The sequence below is a fragment of the Pararhizobium sp. DWP3-4 genome (assembly GCF_049898205.1).
GTDB lineage: Bacteria > Pseudomonadota > Alphaproteobacteria > Rhizobiales > Rhizobiaceae > Pararhizobium.
This window is the reverse complement of record NZ_JAFCXF010000003.1, coordinates 63,102-81,663: the sequence shown is the minus strand read 5'-3', so window position 1 is coordinate 81,663 and position 18,562 is coordinate 63,102. Positions and strand designations below refer to the sequence as shown.

The 18,562-nt window shown below is 60.5% G+C and carries 19 protein-coding genes; 10 read left to right on the top strand and 9 right to left on the bottom strand.

Annotation, left to right across the window (positions count from 1 at the left end; translation table 11 throughout):
* Nucleotides 1-140 precede the first annotated feature (140 nt).
* Complete coding sequence (gene rpmB / locus ACP7E6_RS09710; protein ID WP_113241922.1) at nt 141-443, bottom strand: 50S ribosomal protein L28; 303 nt, start codon at nt 441-443, stop codon at nt 141-143.
* A gap of 325 nt (nt 444-768) precedes the next feature.
* On the opposite strand from rpmB, the gene ACP7E6_RS09705 reads away from it, so the two are divergent.
* Nucleotides 769-1,569, top strand: a complete 801-nt coding sequence (locus tag ACP7E6_RS09705) for a DUF3108 domain-containing protein (RefSeq protein WP_426229559.1) — start codon at nt 769-771, stop codon at nt 1,567-1,569.
* Between the two features lie 27 nt (nt 1,570-1,596).
* Nucleotides 1,597-2,487, top strand: a complete 891-nt coding sequence (locus ACP7E6_RS09700) for a DMT family transporter (RefSeq protein WP_426229557.1) — start codon at nt 1,597-1,599, stop codon at nt 2,485-2,487.
* Nucleotides 2,488-2,489: 2 nt separating this feature from the next.
* On the opposite strand, the gene ACP7E6_RS09695 is transcribed toward ACP7E6_RS09700, so the two are convergent.
* Both ACP7E6_RS09695 and gloB read right to left on the bottom strand, forming a co-directional pair.
* Nucleotides 2,490-2,933: a cupin domain-containing protein gene (locus ACP7E6_RS09695; RefSeq protein WP_426229555.1), complete on the bottom strand. Its 444-nt coding sequence runs from the start codon at nt 2,931-2,933 to the stop codon at nt 2,490-2,492.
* A complete protein-coding gene (gloB, locus tag ACP7E6_RS09690) occupies nt 2,933-3,703 on the bottom strand; it encodes a hydroxyacylglutathione hydrolase (RefSeq protein WP_426229553.1) in 771 nt (256 codons plus the stop codon). The genes ACP7E6_RS09695 and gloB overlap by 1 nt, the downstream gene beginning before the upstream one ends.
* Nucleotides 3,704-3,793: 90 nt before the next feature.
* Here gloB and ACP7E6_RS09685 point away from each other — a divergent pair, with 90 nt between their 5' ends.
* From ACP7E6_RS09685 to ACP7E6_RS09670, 4 genes are all read left to right on the top strand, one after another.
* A complete protein-coding gene (locus tag ACP7E6_RS09685) occupies nt 3,794-4,537 on the top strand; it encodes a class I SAM-dependent methyltransferase (RefSeq protein WP_426229551.1) in 744 nt (247 codons plus the stop codon).
* 253 nt (nt 4,538-4,790) lie between these two features.
* Nucleotides 4,791-5,897, top strand: coding sequence for a histidinol-phosphate transaminase (gene hisC, locus ACP7E6_RS09680; RefSeq protein ID WP_426229549.1), 1,107 nt, complete (start codon nt 4,791-4,793; stop codon nt 5,895-5,897).
* An 11-nt stretch (nt 5,898-5,908) separates the two neighbouring features.
* Entirely contained in the window at nt 5,909-6,835 is a 927-nt protein-coding gene (locus ACP7E6_RS09675; protein WP_426229927.1) for a prephenate/arogenate dehydrogenase family protein, read from the top strand.
* Between the two features lie 206 nt (nt 6,836-7,041).
* Nucleotides 7,042-8,520: a DUF4041 domain-containing protein gene (locus tag ACP7E6_RS09670; protein WP_426229547.1), complete on the top strand. Its 1,479-nt coding sequence runs from the start codon at nt 7,042-7,044 to the stop codon at nt 8,518-8,520.
* A 90-nt stretch (nt 8,521-8,610) separates the two neighbouring features.
* Here the strand turns inward: ACP7E6_RS09670 and ACP7E6_RS09665 are convergent, their stop codons facing one another.
* Nucleotides 8,611-9,654, bottom strand: a complete 1,044-nt coding sequence (locus ACP7E6_RS09665; protein WP_426229546.1) for a DUF2125 domain-containing protein — start codon at nt 9,652-9,654, stop codon at nt 8,611-8,613.
* A gap of 166 nt (nt 9,655-9,820) precedes the next feature.
* Between ACP7E6_RS09665 and ACP7E6_RS09660 the strand changes: the two genes are divergently transcribed.
* Nucleotides 9,821-10,360, top strand: a complete 540-nt coding sequence (locus ACP7E6_RS09660) for a gamma-glutamylcyclotransferase (RefSeq protein ID WP_426229544.1) — start codon at nt 9,821-9,823, stop codon at nt 10,358-10,360.
* Here the strand turns inward: ACP7E6_RS09660 and ACP7E6_RS09655 are convergent.
* The 4 genes from ACP7E6_RS09655 to ftsE form a co-directional block, all read right to left on the bottom strand.
* Nucleotides 10,357-11,151, bottom strand: a complete 795-nt coding sequence (locus ACP7E6_RS09655; RefSeq protein ID WP_426229543.1) for a lysophospholipid acyltransferase family protein — start codon at nt 11,149-11,151, stop codon at nt 10,357-10,359. The two genes, ACP7E6_RS09660 and ACP7E6_RS09655, sit on opposite strands and share 4 nt — an antisense overlap.
* Before the next feature lie 92 nt (nt 11,152-11,243).
* Nucleotides 11,244-11,939: a YdcF family protein gene (locus ACP7E6_RS09650; protein WP_426229541.1), complete on the bottom strand. Its 696-nt coding sequence runs from the start codon at nt 11,937-11,939 to the stop codon at nt 11,244-11,246.
* A gap of 100 nt (nt 11,940-12,039) precedes the next feature.
* Complete coding sequence (locus ACP7E6_RS09645; RefSeq protein ID WP_426229539.1) at nt 12,040-13,050, bottom strand: cell division protein FtsX; 1,011 nt, start codon at nt 13,048-13,050, stop codon at nt 12,040-12,042.
* Entirely contained in the window at nt 13,043-13,702 is a 660-nt protein-coding gene (gene ftsE, locus ACP7E6_RS09640; RefSeq protein WP_037100430.1) for a cell division ATP-binding protein FtsE, read from the bottom strand. Before ftsE ends, ACP7E6_RS09645 begins: the two co-directional genes overlap by 8 nt.
* 276 nt (nt 13,703-13,978) lie before the next feature.
* Here ftsE and ACP7E6_RS09635 point away from each other — a divergent pair, with 276 nt between their 5' ends.
* The 3 genes from ACP7E6_RS09635 (at nt 13,979) to ACP7E6_RS09625 (ending at nt 15,777) form a co-directional block, all read left to right on the top strand.
* The gene (locus ACP7E6_RS09635) at nt 13,979-14,647 is read left to right on the top strand and encodes a hypothetical protein (protein WP_426229537.1); all 669 of its coding nucleotides are present in this window, start codon (nt 13,979-13,981) and stop codon (nt 14,645-14,647) included.
* 67 nt (nt 14,648-14,714) lie between these two features.
* Complete coding sequence (gene hpt, locus ACP7E6_RS09630; RefSeq protein WP_113315266.1) at nt 14,715-15,260, top strand: hypoxanthine phosphoribosyltransferase; 546 nt, start codon at nt 14,715-14,717, stop codon at nt 15,258-15,260.
* 157 nt (nt 15,261-15,417) lie between these two features.
* Nucleotides 15,418-15,777, top strand: a complete 360-nt coding sequence (locus ACP7E6_RS09625; protein WP_113315346.1) for a response regulator — start codon at nt 15,418-15,420, stop codon at nt 15,775-15,777.
* 134 nt (nt 15,778-15,911) lie between these two features.
* Here ACP7E6_RS09625 and ACP7E6_RS09620 read toward each other — a convergent pair whose 3' ends face one another.
* A complete protein-coding gene (locus ACP7E6_RS09620) occupies nt 15,912-18,545 on the bottom strand; it encodes a TIGR02302 family protein (RefSeq protein ID WP_426229535.1) in 2,634 nt (877 codons plus the stop codon).
* Nucleotides 18,546-18,562: the final 17 nt, after the last annotated feature.

Below are 18,562 nucleotides of genomic sequence, written 5' to 3'. Positions count from 1 at the left end.
ACCAGTTGGAGTCATCTGAGCCCGCAATTCACCGGGCCTTAAGCCCGGCAAGCGCGAACGGTGCACTGGAATATTACACGAGAAAAAGGCTCGCCGGTTGCCCTGGCAAGCCTTTTAAACTGTAGAGCCAAGCTCGCCGATTAAGCGGCGATAGCGACGGCTTCAGCCGTCTTCTTGACGATCTGGCGGCGCAGCAGACGCGCGCGCATCGACAGCTCGACTTCGTCAGCCTTGATCAGGAATGCGTCGAGACCACCGCGATGTTCAACCGAACGCAGGGCTGCGGCCGAAACGCGCAGACGGTAACGCTGGCCGAGCACGTCGGAAATCAACGTGACCTGGCACAGGTTCGGAAGGAACTTGCGCTTGGTCTTGTTGTTTGCGTGGCTCACATTGTTGCCCGACTGGACGCCCTTGCCGGTCAATTCGCAACTACGGGACATGATGCACCTATTTTCTTTTCGCCTTCGGTCCATGCGTTGGCGGGCCATATGCCCAGGCCGCATTCCGTTGGCCATGATTGGAAAGTTGCGGTTCTATAGTCAGCGAGAGCCGCGGCGTCAAGCCAAACCTTCGTTTTCCGGGAAAAACTCTTGAGAAACGCCGTGGTCTTTCAAGCCGGAGATGCCGTTCGGTTCAGATTCTCTGCGTCCTATACATCTTTGCAGCAGCCAATTCCACTTTATTGGTCCACGGGTTAAGGCTTGTGGCAAAAGCGGGTTTCACGGCGCATAAATGCCGCAAACCCGCCGTATCGGCTAATGTCGCATGACGAAATGGAAGGGCTCTGGAATGAACTGGCGCATCGGTGTCTCGGCGCTTCTGGCGTTTGCAACGGCAACGTTTTCCACAGGTACGGCTTATGCCGTCGATGTGACGCACAATACGGATTACAGCATCTCGCTTGCCGGCCTGCCGATTGCAAAGGCTTCGTTCCATACCGCGTTGAACGACAAGCGCTACACTATTTCCGGCACGATGAATTCTGCGGGGCTTGCCGATATCTTCGCCCAGACCTCGGGCGAAACCTCGGTCTCCGGCATCGTCGGCCGCGACCAGTTGAGCGCATCCGAATATCGGGTCAAGTATCAGACCGGCAAGAAGGGCCGGGCGATCGACGTCCAATTCCGCGATGGCGATGTCGTGTCCGCCTCGATGAAGCCACCGCGCAAGATCCCGAAGAATTGGGTGCCGGTGACTAAGGCGGATATGCGCAATGTCGTTGATCCGCTTTCCGGACTGATCTTCCCCGCCGATACGAAGGTCTGCCCGAAAAGCGTGCCGGTCTTTGACGGCGAATCGCGCATGGACCTGAAGCTTTCGCCCAAGGGCACCCGGCCGTTCAAAACGGAAGGTTTCCAAGGCGATGTTATCGTCTGCGGCATCAAGTTTGTACCGAAATCCGGCTTCCGCAAGGGCCGCGACGACGTCGATTACCTGCGCAAGCTGGAAACCATGGAGATCTGGTTTGCCAAGGCCGAGGCGGTGAATGTATATGCTCCGGTCTACGTCCGCATCCCGACCAGCTATGGCCCGGTCACCATCTGGGCAACGCGTTTCGGGAGCTGACGATCAATCAAGGCCGGGGGGTGGGGTATGAAAGTCAAGGCAACGCTGATCGGGTGTTCGGCGATCCTGATGTGGTCGCTGCTGGCGCTGTTCACGGCCGCCTCCGGCACCATGCCGCCCTTCCAGCTTTCGGCAATCTGCTTTTCCATCGGCAGCATTCCCGGCCTCGTCGTGCTGGCGCTCAAGCCTGAGCGGCTGGCGCTTCTCAAGCAGCCCGCAAAGGTCTGGATCGTCGGCATTGCCGGCCTGTTCGGCTATCATTTCCTTTATTTCACAGCGCTTCGAAATGCGCCTGCGGTCGAAGCAGGCCTGATTGCCTATCTCTGGCCGCTGCTGATCGTCGTCGGCTCTGCCCTTTTGCCCGGCGAGCGGCTGCGCTGGTATCACGTCGCCGGGGCCGTCTGCGGTCTTGCCGGTACGATCCTGATCGTCGCGCGCAATGGCGTTCAGTTCGATGATGCCTATGTCATGGGGTACAGCGCGGCTTTGGCCTGCGCCTTCACCTGGTCCGGCTATTCGCTGCTGACGCGGCGATTCGAGGCCGTTTCGACGGATGTCGTCACCGGGTTCTGCCTGGCAACGGCGGCATTGTCGTTCCTCTGCCATCTTGGCCTCGAAACCACTGTCTGGCCGCAAACGGCGACGCAATGGATCGCCGTTGCCGGTCTCGGCCTGTTGCCCGTCGGTGCTGCCTTCTATGCCTGGGATTTTGGCGTCAAGAACGGCAATATCCAGATCCTCGGCGTAGCCAGCTATGCCGCACCGGTTCTCTCGACGCTGGTGTTGATCGCTTTCGGCTTTGCCGAGCCGTCGTGGCGTATCGCGCTTGCCTGCCTGTTTGTGACGGGCGGCGCGGTGCTGGCGGCCAAGGACATTATTTTCCGTGACCGCTCAAGTGCCGCGCAACCCGCCGAATAGGCTTAAGCCGCCGGCGGCTGCCAGCCGGCCGGAGCCATTTCGAACGCCGAGAAATCAAAGCCCGGCGACACTGTACAGCCGACCAGTGTCCAGGCACCAAGCGAGGTCGCCGATTGCCACCCGTTGGCCGGGACGATGGCCTGCGGCAGTTCGCCGATCAGGATGTTGGAACCGAGCTTGACGGTCGTGGCCGGTTTGCCGTCCTCGGCGATGCTGAGCGACAGCGGCGCGCCGGCATAGAAATGCCAGACCTCGACCGCATCGCGCACGCGGTGCCAGTGCGAGTGTTCGCCGCGCTCCAGCAGATAGTAGATCGCCGTCGAGTGGCCGCGCGGCCCGCCCGCCTTGTCCTTGAACGTCTGGATATACCAGCCGCCTTCCGGATGGCGCTCCATTTTCAAGGTCTCGATGATGGCTTGCGCCGACAGCGGCAGTTGAACATCCATCAGAAATTATCCTTGCGCTTGCGGATCTCGGCAAAGACTTCGGCATCCGAAGCGCTCTGCATCCCCAGATGTGTCCGTATGCCCGCGTCGTGCGGCCGCAGGAACGGGTTGGTGGCCTTTTCCAGTCCCAGCGTCGTCGGTGCGGTAAAGCTGCCCTTGGCGCGCAGAGCCTCGATCTCGGCCGCACGCGATTTCAGCGCCGCATTGTCCGGATCCACCGTTACCGCGAAACGGGCATTGGAGAGCGTGTATTCGTGGCCGAAATAGACGACGGTATCATCCGGCAGCGCCATCAGCTTCTGCAGCGAAGTCCACATCTGCGCCGGCGTTCCTTCAAACAGGCGGCCGCAACCGAGCGCAAACAGCGTGTCGGCGGAAAACAAGAGCTTGTCGTCGGGAAAATAAAAACAGATATGCCCGGCCGTGTGCCCCGGCGTTTCGAAAACATGTACCTTGTGACCGGCAAATTCGAAGTCGCCGCCATCGCCGATGGTCATGTCGAGACCCGGAATTTTCGAGGCCTCGTTTTCCGGGCCGATGATCGTCGCCTCATAGCGCGTTTTCAGCGCCAGGTTGGCGTCCACATGGTCTGGATGATGGTGCGTGGTCAGGATGTGGGTCAGCGTCCAACCCCGGCGTTTCAGGGCGTCGAGGATGGGCTGTTCTTCCGGCGCATCGATGGAGGCGGTGGCGCCGCTGTCCGGATCGTGGATGAGCACGCCGAAATTGTCGGTGCGGCATGGGAACAGTTCGATGTCGAGATTGGCCATGAAGAGGATTCCTGCGGAGGGGGCGGGGCGTTCAGGCGAATGTAGTGAGCGCCGCCTTGAAGTCCACCCGTTCCAGTCTAACATGAGGGCATGCACGCAGATATCGTCGACCTTCGCCAGTTCTATCATTCCCGCCTTGGGCGCTTTGCCGAACAATCGATCGGCATGGCGCTATCCTCGGTCTGGGCTAGGTTGCCGGAAGAGCGTCTGGTGGGGCTCGGATATGCCGTTCCCTATCTCGATCGCTTTCGTGCCGATACCGAGCGCACCTTCGCCTTCATGCCGGCGGGGCAGGGGGCGGTGAACTGGCCGGTTGCCGAGCTTTCCTCAACGGCGCTGATCTTCGACGAGGAACTGCCGCTGCCCGATTCGTCGATCGACCGGGTGCTGATGGTGCATTCTCTCGAATTTGCGGAAAACCCGCGCGAGACGATGAAGGAGCTTTGGCGCATTCTGGCGCCGGGCGGGCGCCTGGTGATCGTCGTGCCGAATCGCCGCGGCGTCTGGGCCCGCATGGAGCACACGCCATTCGGTTCCGGCCGGCCCTATTCGCGGGGACAGCTGACCGCGCTGTTGCGCGAAACCAATTTCACCCCCGGCGCTTCCGCCGATGCGCTGTTCTTTCCGCCTTCGAAGCTGAAGGTAGTCCTGAAAATGCGCCAGGCCTTCGAGCGCATCGGCCGGTCGCTCTGGCCGGTGTTTTCCGGTGTCATTATCGTCGAGGCGCAGAAACGGCTCTATCAGGGCCTGCCGGTCGCCGCCCGCGCCTCGCGCCGCGTCTTCGTGCCGGTGCTGGCGCCGCAGGGCGTGCCGACGACGCGGGATGCTGGGTAGCGTCACTGGCGACCGAGCCCAGTCGCCCCCCTCTGTCACTATGTGACATCTCCCCCACAAGGGGGGAGATCGTTCTTTTTCCTTATGGCCACCGAGCTTTCGTTCAATCTCCCCCCTTGTGGGGGAGATGTCGGCGTCGCCGACAGAGGGGGGAGGTCAGAGGTGTGAGCGAAGAAACAATGCCACACTCGACAAAAACCCGCTGCACCGGTATTGCCTGAGCGTCATTTCCCTGTCGCCGAAAGCTGATCCCATGAGCACAGACCTTACGAGCCCAACGCCACGCCCCGGTATCCTCGATATTGCCGCTTATGTGCCGGGCAAGGAGCATGCGCCGGGTGTCGCCAAGGTCTATAAGCTGTCCTCGAACGAGACCCCGCTGGGTCCGAGCCCGAAGGCGATCGAAGCCTTCCAGAAGGCGGCGGCCAAGCTTGAAATCTACCCGGACGGCCAGGCGATCGAGCTGCGTGAAGCCATCGCCTCCGTCTATGGCCTCAACACGGCCAACCTGATGTGCGGCAACGGTTCCGACGAGCTGCTTGGCCTGCTCTGCCACGTCTATCTCGCCCCCGGCGACGAGGCCATCATCACCGAGCACGGTTTCCTCGTCTACAAAATCCAGATCATGGGTGCGGGGGCTACGCCGGTCACCGTGCCGGAAAACGATTGCCACGTCACCGTCGATGCCATCCTTGCAGCCGTCACGCCGAAGACCAGGATGGTCTTCCTTGCCAATCCCGGCAATCCGACCGGCACCTATGTTCCGGTCGATGAAGTGCGCCGCCTGCAGGCCGGCCTGCCTAAGAACGTCATTCTGGTTCTCGATGCTGCCTATGCGGAATATGTCCGCCGCAACGACTACGAAGCCGGCCTCGAGCTGGTATCGTCCAACCAGAACGTGGTGATGACCCGCACCTTCTCGAAGATCCACGGGCTTGCAGCGCTTCGGGTCGGCTGGATGTATGCGCCGCTTGCCATCATCGATGCGCTGAACCGGGTGCGCGGGCCGTTCAACATGAATGCGCCGGCGATTGCCGCCGGTGCCGCCGCAATCCGCGATCAGGCGTTTATGGCGACTGCGCTTGAGCACAATTCGCTGTGGCTCGGCAAGCTAACCGACGCGTTCTCCGCGCTCGGTCTGCGGCTGACGCCGTCGGTCACCAATTTCGTGCTGATCCACTTCCCCGATATCGACGGCAAACGCGCGCCGGAGGCGGACGAATTCCTGACCAGCCGCGGGTTCATCCTGCGGGCGGTGCGCGGCTATGGCCTGCCCAATGCGCTGCGCATGACGATCGGCTCGGCGGAAGCCAATGAGGGCGTGATCGCGGCGCTGACCGAGTTCATGGGGCAACCTTGATGTCAGGTGGCGTGATGGCAAAGCAGTTCGAAACCATCGCGCTGATCGGCATCGGCCTGATCGGCTCGTCGATCGCCCGCGAGATCAAGGACAAGGGCCTTGCCGGGTCGGTCACGATCTCGACGCGCAGTGAAGCAACGTTGAAGCGGGCAGAGGCACTGAATCTCGGCGACCGCTATACGATATCGGCCGCCGATGCGGTCAAGGATGCCGATCTGGTCATCGTTTCGGTGCCGGTCGGTGCATCCGGCGCTGTCGCGGCCGAGATCGCGCCTCATCTGAAGCCGGGTACGATCGTCACCGACGTCGGCTCGACCAAGGGCTCGGTGATTGCCCAGATGGCGCCGCATATGCCGCCGGGCGTGCATTTCATTCCCGGCCATCCAATTGCCGGTACCGAATATTCCGGCCCGGATGCGGGCTTCATCGGCCTGTTCAAGGGCCGCTGGTGCATCCTGACGCCACTGCCGGATACCGATGAAACGGCCAAGGCCAAGCTGCGCACCTTCTGGGAAACGCTGGGCTCGATGGTCGATGACATGGACCCGGAACACCACGACAAGGTTCTGGCGATCGTCTCCCACCTGCCGCACATCATCGCCTATAACATTGTCGGCACGGCGGACGATCTGGAAGCCGTGACCGAATCGGAAGTGATCAAATATTCAGCTTCCGGTTTCCGCGACTTCACCCGTCTTGCGGCGTCTGACCCAACCATGTGGCGCGATGTCTGCCTGCACAACAAGGATGCGATCCTGGAAATGCTGGCGCGCTTTTCCGAGGACCTCGCCTATCTGCAACGGGCGATCCGCTGGGGCGACGGTGACAAGCTGTTCGACCTCTTCACCCGCACCCGCGCCATCCGCCGCTCGATCGTCCAGGCCGGCCAGGATACGGAAATGGCCGACTTCGGGCGGCATGCGATGGATCAGAAGTAGGCGTTTGGCTGAAGCATCGAACAATGTTCGATGACTTGGTTCCTGTTTCGTCAGTCGTGACGCTTCACCCTAGGGTTGTGCTGAGTTGCGCAGCCACAAGCGATGCTCAGGCAACATATCGATAAGGGTGATATCGCTCTCTTCCACCTCCTTGACTCTTGCGTGTAGGATTGGCCACTCTGCGCTCATAGGGAGTGGGGAGAAATATGACTAACGAACAGATCGTCGCCATTGCGATTGGGGTAACAGCGCTGGCGTGTCCCATCCTACTGATAATGTTCATCTACATGTATGTGCGGGCAAGAGCGCGCCTCAAACTGACCGTTAAATCCCTAGCGGAAACGGTCACATTACTGAGCGAAAGCCGCTCAGCTGGTCATCAAGCCGTTGCGCGTGGTCGTCAGTTCGAACAGGAAAGAAACTCGCTGGCGACTTATGTAGGTAAGCTTGAGGAGCGCTTCAGACCCGTCATTGACCTGGATAAGGAAGTTGAAAATGTCAACGCCACGATCTCAACTTTAAACGGAGATCTAGCGGCACTCAGATCATCTTATGCCGAAAAGAAAAGTATCTATGACCGGCTGATTAAAGAAGTGGCCGTCTTTGATGAGAAACTCGCCTTTGCGGAGATGGGTGTTTACGAACCTCACTTCGATTACAGCGACAGCGAAGAATATAAGCGTAATATCGAGGTCATTCGCACCGTCCAGAAAACGATGGTAGCCGACAAGACTGCTGTGGTTTGCCCGACCCAGTGGCATGTCGAGGGCAGTCTTGCAAAGGGCAAGGTGATGACAAATCGCAACATCAAACTGACCCTCAGGGCGTTCAACAATGAATGCGAAGCGGCGATTGCCAATACTCGCTGGAACAATGTGAATGCCATGGAAAAGCGGATAGCCAACGCCTACACGCAGATTAATAATCTGAACGAGTCGACGCATGTCTCAATCGTCCTCGACTACGTGAAGCTCAAATACCAAGAATTGTTTCTTGCGCACGAATATCGGGAAAAGTTGAAAGCGGAGCGAGAAGAGCGTGCAGAGATGGCGCGAGCTCAAAAAGAAGAGCAAAAGCTAATGCGTGACATGGAGCGTGCCGAGGAAGAAGAAGCCCGTTATCATAGGCTCCTTGACAAGGCGAAGGCGGAAGCGGAGAGCGCCGTTGGCCCAAAACTAGAGGCGTTCAACACACAGATAGAAATGTTGGAGCGCGACTTGGCAGAAGCTCATGCCAAGTTCGAACGGGCCCAGGCAATGGCAGAAAGAACTAAGTCAGGCTATGTCTATATTATCTCGAATATTGGCTCATTCGGCGACGACGTGGTGAAGATTGGCCTTACCCGCCGTCTGGATCCCGCAGATCGCGTTCGGGAATTGGGCGACGCCAGCGTGCCATTCATCTTTGATACTCATGCCATCATCTACAGTGACGACGCGCCGGCACTTGAGCGAGCATTACATAAAGAATTCGACCCGGTCCGAATAAATGCGCAGAACTACCGTAAGGAGTTCTTCCGTGCACGGCTGGAGGATGTAGAGGCGGCTGTTGCCAGGCTCGCGCCGGATGCTCCATTCTTCAAAGATGTTGAGGCGCAAGACTACCGGGAAACGCTGGCGCGGCGGAATGCGGCACTGCTCGCTATTGATGGCGTCAATGAGTACCAGTTGCCTGAGGCCATCTGATCTCACCAACCCGATATGATCAGATGGAAATAAGTAGTGAGAGGAGGTGCAGAACGCATGACACTGACTGCGTGTTCCTCCAAAACACCCTCAAAGCTGCGGCAGTTCCCCAATCGGAAAGAACGCCAGAAACGCGATCCCGTCGCGGACGTTGAGCTTCACGGTCGCCTCGTTCTTGCCGTCGGCCAGTGCCGTCAGCATATTGGCGATATTGTTGATCATGACGGTGCCATCCTCGTCGGGAAAAACCTTGACGAGGTTCTGGCGCCAGCCTTCGATATTCTGCATGGTGACGCTGAACTCTCCCGAGATCAGGCCTTGGTCGTTGACGCTGAACGGGCCGGTCGCTGATGTCACCATGCCATTGCCGAGATCGAGCGTCAGGTTGCGCATCTCGCCCTTGCTGCCCCGCAGGGCATCCGGCTTCCATCCGCCCCGCTGCATCAAATTGGCGCGATCGACGAAGGTCATGTCGGCGCTGGCGTTGACGGGCGGCAGCAGGCTCAATCCGGCATCGAGCTTTAAATCGAACTTGTCGATGCTGAGGGCCGCATCGAGATCGGGGCCGTTCTGGCGGAAATGCGCCTCGCCATGTCCGGCATTGAAGATGAATTTATGCGTGTCACCCGGTGTGGCATCGTCCTCGAAGGCGGGCAGCATCGCCGTGCCGGCCAGCTTGTCATAGGTCAGCGAGGTGCGATCGAGGCCTGACAGCGTTGCCTGCACGCTGGCATGCATCAGTTCCCAGTCTGCAGAGACGGTCATGCCGGGCGAGAAGCGGATTTCTGCCGGACCGTCGAGCTCGATGATGGCATGACCGGGTCTATAGACTTGTGCTGCCGAGCGCAGCGCGCCGAAGGATGCCGATGCTCCGCGCGTCATGTCGTCAAGACGTACGCTATTGCAGAACAGGCCGATGCGGAAGGGAAAGCCGCGCACGTTCAGGGCGTCGCACTCCGCTGAAGAACCGCCCGTCTTCCTCTCGGTCAGGAAGGCCCCCAGCCGCGTCTCGATCTGGTGGGCTGCGATGAACCATGCACCGGAATAGACAATGAGGAACAGCACGACACCGATCGCCAGGCGTCTGATTTTCCGGTTGCCGGCGGAGGGAGCGGCGATATCTGTTGCGGTCATGGTCTACTCCGGGGTCAGTCGATCGGGCAGTCCACGGTCGCATGCGCTCCAAAAATCGTGCAGGAAATCGATTCCGATTGCCGGGCAGATGCGCTAGGAAAGCACCAGAGTGGTCTGTCCGCCGCTCCTGGCCCCGTTTTGTGGCGCCGGGATGGCATGGATGTGAATGGCAGTGGATATGGACGATTTTTGGGTGTTTGGCTACGGTTCGCTGATGTGGAACCCAGGCTTTGCCTTCGAAGACAAGATGACGGCGCGGGCTTTCGGCTACCGGCGCTCGCTCTGCGTCCGATCCTTCGTCCATCGGGGAACGCCGGAACGTCCCGGCCTCGTGCTTGGTCTCGACCATGGCGGCTCCTGTCGCGGCATGGCGTTCAAGGTGGCCTTGAGGGACAAGGACGACGTTGTCGGCTACCTGCGTGAACGCGAACTGGTCACCCATGTCTATATCGAGCGTACGATGCCCATCCTGCTTGCCGACGGCCGCCGCGTCGCTGCGCTCACCTACACGATCGATCGAGCCCACGCGCAATATGCCGGAGCGCTGAGCGCCGAGGAGGCCGCTGCCACCGTCGCCGTGTCCCATGGAAAATCAGGGCCGAATACCGAGTATGTCATGAATACGCTCGCCCACCTGAAAGAGATGGGCATTCGCGATGATTGGCTGGAAGACGTGGCTGCCATCGTCGAAAGAACGAAATTTTAGGCTTGAGCCCCGAGCTCCTTGAGCTCTTTCAAACGCTGGACGGCCGTCGGCGGCAGCGGCACATGCGGATTGTTCCTCACCGTCTCGACCAGCAGCGCATCGCTGGCGCTTTCCATGACATCGACCAGCTTTTTCAGGAAGACGTCCGGGTCGAGCCCGGCCTCGATCGGCGGCAGGATCTGTACCTTGAAATGGCCGGGATAGCGCAGGAACTTCCGGCGCGGCCAGAACAGGCCCGGATGCATGACGACGGGGATCACCGGCATATTGAGATCGCGGTAGAGCCTTGCAATACCGTATTTGTATTCGGGGGGCGCACCGGGCGGACGGCGCGTGCCTTCCGGGTAGATGATCAACTGCCGGCCGGTTGCCAGTTCATCCTTGGCACGCTGCATCACTGCCGCCATCACCTTGCCACGTGCACCACGATCGACCGGAACCATGCGCTGTTTCTGTACGTACCAGCCAAACAGCGGGATCCAGACGAGTTCGCGCTTGAGGATGAAGAAGGGGTCCGCCAGCCACGGCAGCAAGGCGTAGACATCCCAGAACGACTGGTGCTTGGGCGCGAAGATGTAGCCGCCCTTGGGGATGTTCTCCAGGCCCTCGATCTCGAACGTCGTGCCGACCATCACCCGGAGCAGCCAATGATTGCTGCGCGCCCAGTTCTTCGGAACGAACCACGAGGTCTTGCGCGGCGCCAGGAAGTAGAACGGCGTCATCACGACCATCTGAAGGATCAGGTTGATGTAGAACACGATGTTGAACAGGACTGAACGCAGGATGATCATCGGGCAGGCTTTCGCAGCGAAAAGGTTAGCCCGCTGCCTACACCAATATTCCCGCAAGGAAAACAGCTGGATGGCCTGATCAAGCCGGATGTCTACCCGCTGCTGCCGCCAACCTTCGTTTCGGTGCGCAATCCGCTCGCCGGATGCGCGCCGAGCGCGTCGCGCGCAGAAGCGATCGTCAGCTTGAGATATTCCAGCAGGATCGTCTTCAGCACGATCGGATTGGCCAGCCAGTTGGTGCTCTTCAGATCGGAATTGACGACGGGATAGGCGATGAATTCGATTTCCGGATTGGCCCGGCGCAATTCGAGCAGGCTGCGCGGCATGTGGTAATTGTTGGTGACGACCAGAATGCTGCGGTAACCGTTGTCGCGGATCCAGTTCGCGGTTTCGTTGGCATTGCCGATCGTGTCGATCGCATCATGACCGATGTCGACGCAGCATTTGAACAGATCAGCCGAACTCTGGGTGTTGCGGCGAATCTGGCCGCCGGTGGTTGAAGGGTGGACGCCGGAGATCAGCAGCCGTTTTCCCGCGCCGTTTTTCAACAGATCGACAGCCTGGTCGATCCGCTGGAAACCGCCGGTCAACACAACGATGGCGTCCGCCTTGGGATTGGCAGGCGGCTGAAGAGAGGCAACGGAATCGGCAAAATAAAGAAAGCCGGCAGCGGCGGCGGCGGCAATCAGCAGAAGCACGTAAAATGTCAGCCGCACGATCCGGCGGCGCAGGCTTACGTGCCGCCGCACCAGCGTTCCCCTCTGCCGTGTTTCGCCGCTTTCGCTCATTGCCGTTCCGGCTGCTCCATCAGGCGCAGGAGTGATTCGAACTCCTCAATAGAGGCAGATTGCGGCAACGGATGGATGCAAGGCAACGCAATCATGACAATCAGGTCTGGTTTCCGTCGATGCGGGCCGGATCCGACCGGATCAGATCGATCTCGTAGATCGTCCGCATCACCGTGAAGCGGGCCGTCAGCGTCGTCAGGAGCGCGATGACGATCATGATGGCGGCAATGCCGAGATAGCCGGAATATCCGATGGAGAAACTGCCGAACATGGCGGTCGTCTGGTCGCTTTGCGGCGTGGCCAGCGAGCGCGATTGCCAGAAGCTCGCGACCGCAAAACACGCGGCAGCCAGAAGCCCGCCGGCACCTGCACCTTTCAGGCTGATCTTCAAAAAATGTTTCTGGAATTCCGAAGCGACGAAGCCAGCTTCGGCGCCGACGAAATGCAGCACCTCGACGATGTGACGGTTGCCGGAAAGCGTTCCGCGGGTGGCAAAAACCACGGTCAGCACCATGGCGGAAAACACCAGCACCAGCACGCCGGTGCCGATCAGCGCTGTGGTATGCGCCATCGCCACCAGCCGGTCGACCCAGGTGCGGTGATCGTCGAGATAGGCCTGGGGGATGGTTTCGGTCAACATCGTTCGCATGGCGGCGAAGTCGGGCGGGTTCTGCTCGTCGATGGTGATGATCACGAGGCGCGGCACCGGCAGGTCATCGAGATCAAGGCCCGCTCCCAGCCATGGCTCCAGCAGCCGGGCGGTCGCGGCCTTATCGACGATGGTGCCGTTGGTGGTGCCCTCAAAGGTGAGCGCCAGATCGCGCGCATCGGCCAGCGCCTTTTCCATGTCGAGGTTTTCTTCGGGCTTGATTTGGATGGTGATCTCGCGGGAAATCTGACTTTCCCAGCTTTGCGCCGTCGAGCGCACCATGCTGACGGCGCCGAGCGTCAGGCAGGCGAGGAAGGCCATGATGGCGATGACCAGCACCAGCGCATTGCCGGAGACGTTTCCCGGCGGCACGATCGGTGCTGTCGGGCGCACGCGCAGGGCCGCCTTGCGCTCCTTGGGCGCAGCAGGTTGGGAACGACCGGTGGCGGAGGCGTCACTCATAGATGTCGAGCCGTCCCTGGGACAGGATCATGCGGCGCGCTTCCACCTGGTCCATCAGCGAGAGATCGTGCGTTGCGATAACGACGGCGGTGCCGAGCCGGTTGAGTTCGAGGAACAGGTTGAGCAGGCGCCGCGCCATCGGCGGATCGACATTGCCGGTCGGCTCGTCGGCCAGTAGGATTTCCGGCCGGTCGATCAGGGCGCGGGCGATTGCCGCACGCTGCTTTTCGCCCCCTGAAAGAACCGGTGGCAAAACGTTGATGCGCTCGCCGAGCCCGACCCAGCCAAGCAGTTCAAGAACATCGGAACGATAGGAGGACTCGTCCTTGCCGCGCACCCGCAGGGGCAGCGCGACATTCTCGTAGGTTGTCAGGTGATCGAGCAGCCGGAAGTCCTGGAAGACGATGCCGACACGGCGGCGCAGCATCGGAAACTCGTCGCGCGGAATGGTCGAGATGTTGCGGTCGAACATGCGGATCAGGCCACGCGTCGGCTGCAGCGACAAGAACAGCAGCCGCAACAGCGTGGTCTTGCCGGCACCCGAAGGGCCGGTCAGGAACTGGAACGATTTTTTGGGAATGTCGAAGGTCAGGTCACGGAGAATTTCCGGGCCCATTCCATAGCGCAATCCGACATTTTCAAAATGAATCAACGGGTCAGTGTCCAGCTTCTCTTCAATCCAGCATGCCACGTCTTCGCGGCGGGTTGATGGCCTTTGTTGCAGCATATAGCGCAGCGTTCGCTGTTACAGCGCCAACATGGTTAAACAGTGGTTAAATTTGCGTGAAAACAGGCGGCTCAGTGCTGCCGTTTTCAAAGCGTTAACCATTTAGGTTTACGTCTCGGAAAGGTTTGTTTCAATGCCAGAATCTGGCCTGCCGATGCCTTTGCATCCTGGTGCGGCCAGTGTGGCTGCGAAGGAGAGACGATGACCGCTTTCCGTTCCAACGGTACGTCCAGCCGCATGGATTTCCTGCCGCCTGAACGGCGGGGGCGAGCCAGGGCCGCAGGGGGCATGCCGCATCGGGCCGATATCGTCGATGCCGAATTCGAGACTATCGCAGCGAACGTCCGGCGCACCGTCTATCCGGTCTTCAACGACAATCGGGCGCGCACGGCTGTTCCGCCTGTGCTGAGCCCAGGCCGTGTTGCATCGGTGTTCGGATGGGCGGTAAACCATTTCGAGTGCCTGCTCCAGACCGCGTCCCCCAAGGCGTTTGCGGTCCTGGTGACGTGCCTATGCGCTCCGGTCTTCGTGTTGTTTGCCAGCATGCCCCAGTATCAGCCTGCCGTTGCCACTGTACCGGCCTTGTCGATCAGCGACGTCACCACGTCGCTGAATGATGCCAATGGCATGAAGATCCTTTCGGTCTACGGCGCGGTGCAAAATCACTCCGAGGTGCCCAAGGTCGTTCCGGTGATCCTGGTTGATGTGATTGCCAACGGTCACCGGCGCACAGCCACCCGGATCGAGCAGGGCCAGCCGGCTCTTGGCCCCGGAGAGAGCCGTCCATTCTCCACGCGTCTCTTACACACAGGTGGAAAACTGCCCAGTGTCGGCGTTTCCTTCGGTCAGCCGGGTGATTCGGCGCCCTGACTGTGCTAAGCGGCTAGCTTCCGGAGGCATGAAACGCAGTCTCCATTATCGTTCTGGAGACTATCCCATGCCCGTCGTCCGTGGAAAAAATATCGATCCGCTCTATACCGCCGAGGTGATTGCGGCGCGCAACGTCGAAATGGCCGAGCAAATCGTCAAGGGACCGATCAACGACCTTTTGGTCATTGCCGTGCTCAAAGGCTCCTTCATCTTCGCTGCCGACCTGATCCGTGCGATGCACACGGTCGGTCTTGCGCCGGAAGTCGAGTTCATCACGCTGTCGAGCTACGGCACCGGCACCGTGTCGCAGGGCGTCAAGATCATCAAGGACATTGACAGCGACGTGCACGGCCGCGACGTTCTCTTGATCGACGACATCCTGGAATCCGGCCGGACCCTGCGCTTTGCCAAGGAACTGATGCTGGAGCGGGGCGCAAAGTCGGTGACGATCGCCGTTCTGCTCGACAAGAAGGTCAAGCGCCAGACCGATCTCGAAGCGGATTATGTCGGCTTCGAATGTCCCGATTATTTCGTCGTCGGCTACGGCATGGATGTCGCCTATGCCTTCCGCGAACTGCCCTTCGTCGGCATCGTCACCGGTGACGCCGAATAGTCATCCGGCTGTGGAAAGCCTTTGATCTGGCCATCCGCGTTTACGGAAAACAAACAAAACTCTGGTGGTGTTGAGCCCGCAGCCTGTGCTGCGGGTCAGGGACTGGATGCCTTCAAGCAAACGTCCCGGCAGAGCTGTTGCCGAAACGGAGGCCATGATGGCGAAAATCCTGATTACCGAAGATGAGGACGGCCTGCGCCGTTTCGTTGCCCGTGCCCTGCAGCTGGATGGTCATGAGACCGTCGAGGCAGCCGATGGCGCCGAGGGACTGGCCTGCCTTCAGGGCGAAAGTTTCGATCTGCTGCTGTCCGATATCCGCATGCCGGTGATGGACGGCATCGAGCTTGCCCATCAGGCATCGGCCGCTTTTCCGGCCCTGAAAATCCTGTTGATGACCGGCTATGCCGAACAGCGCGAACGCGCCGACAACCTGACCGGCAAGGTCATCGATGTCGTGTCGAAGCCGTTCACACTGCCGGATATCCGCAAGGCAGTCGCGGTGGCCTTGGCTGCGTGATGCTTGAGCAATTTTCGCAGGCTATGTGCCTGCGGTAAAATTCACCCCCTCTGTCACGGAGTGAAAGCGGGGGGCAGGCAACGGCATATGCCGTCAATGCCTTTACGCTACAAGCCGTCGATCCTGATAATGCCTCACCTTATATCCAACAACCGTTCCAGATACTGCCGCTCGGTCTCCGGCGATGCGTTCGTACCAAGACGCCGGCGGATTTCGTCGAGGATTTCTCGGGCGCGCTGGGTGTCGATCTCGTCCGGAACCTTCACCTGATCGCCGAAGTCCGGGCCGGCATTCTGTTGGCGGCGGCCAAGCGGGTCGCGGCCGTTCTGGCCGTATTGCGGCACCCCCTGACCATGCCCTGGGCCCTGACCCTGGCTTTGCATCTGCTGCATCATGTCCTGTGCGCCATCACGCAGCGCCTGTAGCGCCCGGCCCTGGTTGCCGACGGCCTGTTCGCCCTGACCGTTGCCAAGGGCGCCTGAAGCGCCTTTCATCTCGCGCCCGGCCTCGCCAAAACCCTTGCCAGGCTTGATGCCCATGCCTTCAAGGCCCTTCTGCAATTCGCCGAGCTGCTTGCCGAGCTGGTCCTGCTGGGCCTGCATGTCCTTCAGCGCCTGCTTCAGCTCCTCCGCCGTCATGTTGTCGAGCGGGCCGGGCTGCTGGGCCTCTTCATTTTGCGGCTGGCCGGGCTGAGGCGGCATGTCCTGACCAAACAGTTCCTGATCCTCGCCCTGCAGCGGATCGCCACGCTGCATGCGGTCGCGCATGGCCTGGTCGAACTTGAACGTTTCATCCATCAGCTGCTGCTGCTCTTGCATCAGCTGGCCGAGCTTATCCATCTGCTTGCGCATCTCGCTGTTCTCCTGGCCCTGCTGCTGCTGTTGCGGCCGGCCGGCCTGGAGATTGTTCATCATGCGCTGCATTTCCGACAGCATCTGGCGCGCCTGATCCTTGGCGCCGGATTTGGCGAGGTTCTCGATCTGGTTCATCATCTTCTTCAGATCCTGCTGACGCAGAACGTTGTTCTGGTTCGGATTGGCCGCCACCTGCGGGTTCTTTGCCGCCTGCTTGGCCAGCGCCTCCATGTAATCCTTCATGGCATCGCGCAATTCCTGCATCAGCTTGGTGATTTCCTCGTCGGAAGCACCTTTTTCCAATGCCTCGGACAGCTTCTGCTGCGCATCGCGCAGCCGCTTGTCGGCCAGCGCCATGTCGCCACCTTCGATGCCGAGCGCGATGTCCCAGAGATAGCCCGCCGCATCGCGCAGCATGTCGTCGTTGCGCGAAAGCGCCATGCGGGTGCGGGCCGATTGCAGCAAGAGGAAATGTGTCAGGTTCGGGATCGTCTCATCCGGCCGCACCGACAGTGCGTCGTTGAGTTCAATCGCGCGCGGCAGATCGTTGGCATTGAGCGCAAAAACCTGGCGCTGTTCGGCGACGGCACCGGCCAGCGGCTCGAAGAAGGGGCGGGCAGGCATGATCATGTCCTGCGGCACGCTGCGGCCTTCCTGACCGGCCGCATCCTTTGCAACCAGCGTCACGCGCACGCGCTTTCCCGACAGCGGATGTTCGCTGAGATTGCGGCTGGTCAGCCCCTTGGCCTCGCGTGCATTGCGCTTGGGCAGGTCGAGGCGGTATTCGGGGAGCGGATAAAGCGGCCGCGCGTCGGTGGCCTGCTTGTCCAGAGGGACGATCTCGGCCCAGGCATCTTGAATGCCGTAGTCGTCCTTGGCTGCAAAACCGATTTCGAGCGCAGCGTTGACCGTGGTACGCGGTATTCCGTCGAAGGCGATATCCGGAACGCTGTCCGGGATCACCGTGAAGGCCCATTGTTCACCACCAACGGAGAGCGAACCGTCCTTGGTGATTTTCAGCACATGCGTGTCACTGCCGGGCGTTGCCGGATCGGCAGAAGCTGCTTCCGCCGGCGCTTTCCCGTCCTTGCCGGGCTTTGCAGCTTGTGCCGCGATAACCAGCGGCTGGGCCACGCCGTTTTCCAGATAGGTGACCGCCGTGTCCTCACCGCCGCTGGTGATGCGCACGGTCAGTTCGCTGAACTGCGGGATGCGCAACGGTTCGCTGCTATCGGTGGGCTGTTCCGTGCCCTGCCGGCCGGTCAGGAAAACCGGCGCGCGGCCGGTATAGGCCGGTGGGGTCACCCAGGCGTCGATGCGGACATCCGGAGTGGCGGCGATCTGCTGCGGCGGGTGGAAGGCATCGGAAATCAGGCCGGCGCGGTTGGAATAGGAATAGGCAAAGGCAACGCAGGCCAGCAGCACCGGAACGGCGCGCAGGCCGTAGCTGTCGGTGCGGGCAATGTCGGGCTTCGGCAGGCCGGCTTCCAGCGCGCCGATCATCCGCGCCATGCGCGTCTGGTGTTCCTGCCACAGCGCCTGGCCGAACGCGCCGCTGGTGGCGGGTTGGTCGTCCTGAACGCGGATGGCCTGATGCGGCAGGTTGTTGCGTTCCTCCAGCATCCGGTCTGCTTCGGTATTGCCAGGAATGCGGATGCGCAGCGGCGGGATCAGAAAGACGATGAAGGCAGCGGCAAAGGCAACAAGGGTGGCCACATGCAGCCAGCCGGGCACCACACGGAAGAAGCCGAACCATGCGGCGGAGAGAAACAGCAGTACGATGGCAATGAGCGGCAGGGCGCGGTGTGCTGCCTGTTCGGCGATAAGAACGATGCGCGCAAGCGTCCGCTTGACGGCGAGACTTCTCATAAAGCCTGCCGTCGCCGTCGAGCTATCCCGCCGGATTTCCGTCATCCGTTCCCTTTCAACGT

Bases quoted from the DNA above. Each gene is read 5' to 3' on its own strand.
- ACP7E6_RS09685 (WP_426229551.1), top strand. From the start codon at position 3,794: ATGCACGCAGATATCGTCGACCTTCGCCAGTTCTATCATTCCCGCCTT.
- ACP7E6_RS09650 (WP_426229541.1), bottom strand. From the start codon at position 11,939: ATGAGCGAAAGCGGCGAAACACGGCAGAGGGGAACGCTGGTGCGGCGG.
- ACP7E6_RS09695 (WP_426229555.1), bottom strand. From the start codon at position 2,933: ATGGATGTTCAACTGCCGCTGTCGGCGCAAGCCATCATCGAGACCTTG.
- hpt (WP_113315266.1), top strand. From the start codon at position 14,715: ATGCCCGTCGTCCGTGGAAAAAATATCGATCCGCTCTATACCGCCGAG.
- ACP7E6_RS09645 (WP_426229539.1), bottom strand. From the start codon at position 13,050: ATGAGTGACGCCTCCGCCACCGGTCGTTCCCAACCTGCTGCGCCCAAG.
- ACP7E6_RS09705 (WP_426229559.1), top strand. From the start codon at position 769: ATGACGAAATGGAAGGGCTCTGGAATGAACTGGCGCATCGGTGTCTCG.
- ACP7E6_RS09665 (WP_426229546.1), bottom strand. From the start codon at position 9,654: ATGACCGCAACAGATATCGCCGCTCCCTCCGCCGGCAACCGGAAAATC.
- ACP7E6_RS09620 (WP_426229535.1), bottom strand. From the start codon at position 18,545: ATGACGGAAATCCGGCGGGATAGCTCGACGGCGACGGCAGGCTTTATG.
- gloB (WP_426229553.1), bottom strand. From the start codon at position 3,703: ATGGCCAATCTCGACATCGAACTGTTCCCATGCCGCACCGACAATTTC.
- ACP7E6_RS09635 (WP_426229537.1), top strand. From the start codon at position 13,979: ATGACCGCTTTCCGTTCCAACGGTACGTCCAGCCGCATGGATTTCCTG.
- ACP7E6_RS09670 (WP_426229547.1), top strand. From the start codon at position 7,042: ATGACTAACGAACAGATCGTCGCCATTGCGATTGGGGTAACAGCGCTG.
- hisC (WP_426229549.1), top strand. From the start codon at position 4,791: ATGAGCACAGACCTTACGAGCCCAACGCCACGCCCCGGTATCCTCGAT.
- ACP7E6_RS09660 (WP_426229544.1), top strand. From the start codon at position 9,821: ATGGCAGTGGATATGGACGATTTTTGGGTGTTTGGCTACGGTTCGCTG.
- ACP7E6_RS09625 (WP_113315346.1), top strand. From the start codon at position 15,418: ATGGCGAAAATCCTGATTACCGAAGATGAGGACGGCCTGCGCCGTTTC.
- rpmB (WP_113241922.1), bottom strand. From the start codon at position 443: ATGTCCCGTAGTTGCGAATTGACCGGCAAGGGCGTCCAGTCGGGCAAC.
- ACP7E6_RS09700 (WP_426229557.1), top strand. From the start codon at position 1,597: ATGAAAGTCAAGGCAACGCTGATCGGGTGTTCGGCGATCCTGATGTGG.
- ACP7E6_RS09655 (WP_426229543.1), bottom strand. From the start codon at position 11,151: ATGATCATCCTGCGTTCAGTCCTGTTCAACATCGTGTTCTACATCAAC.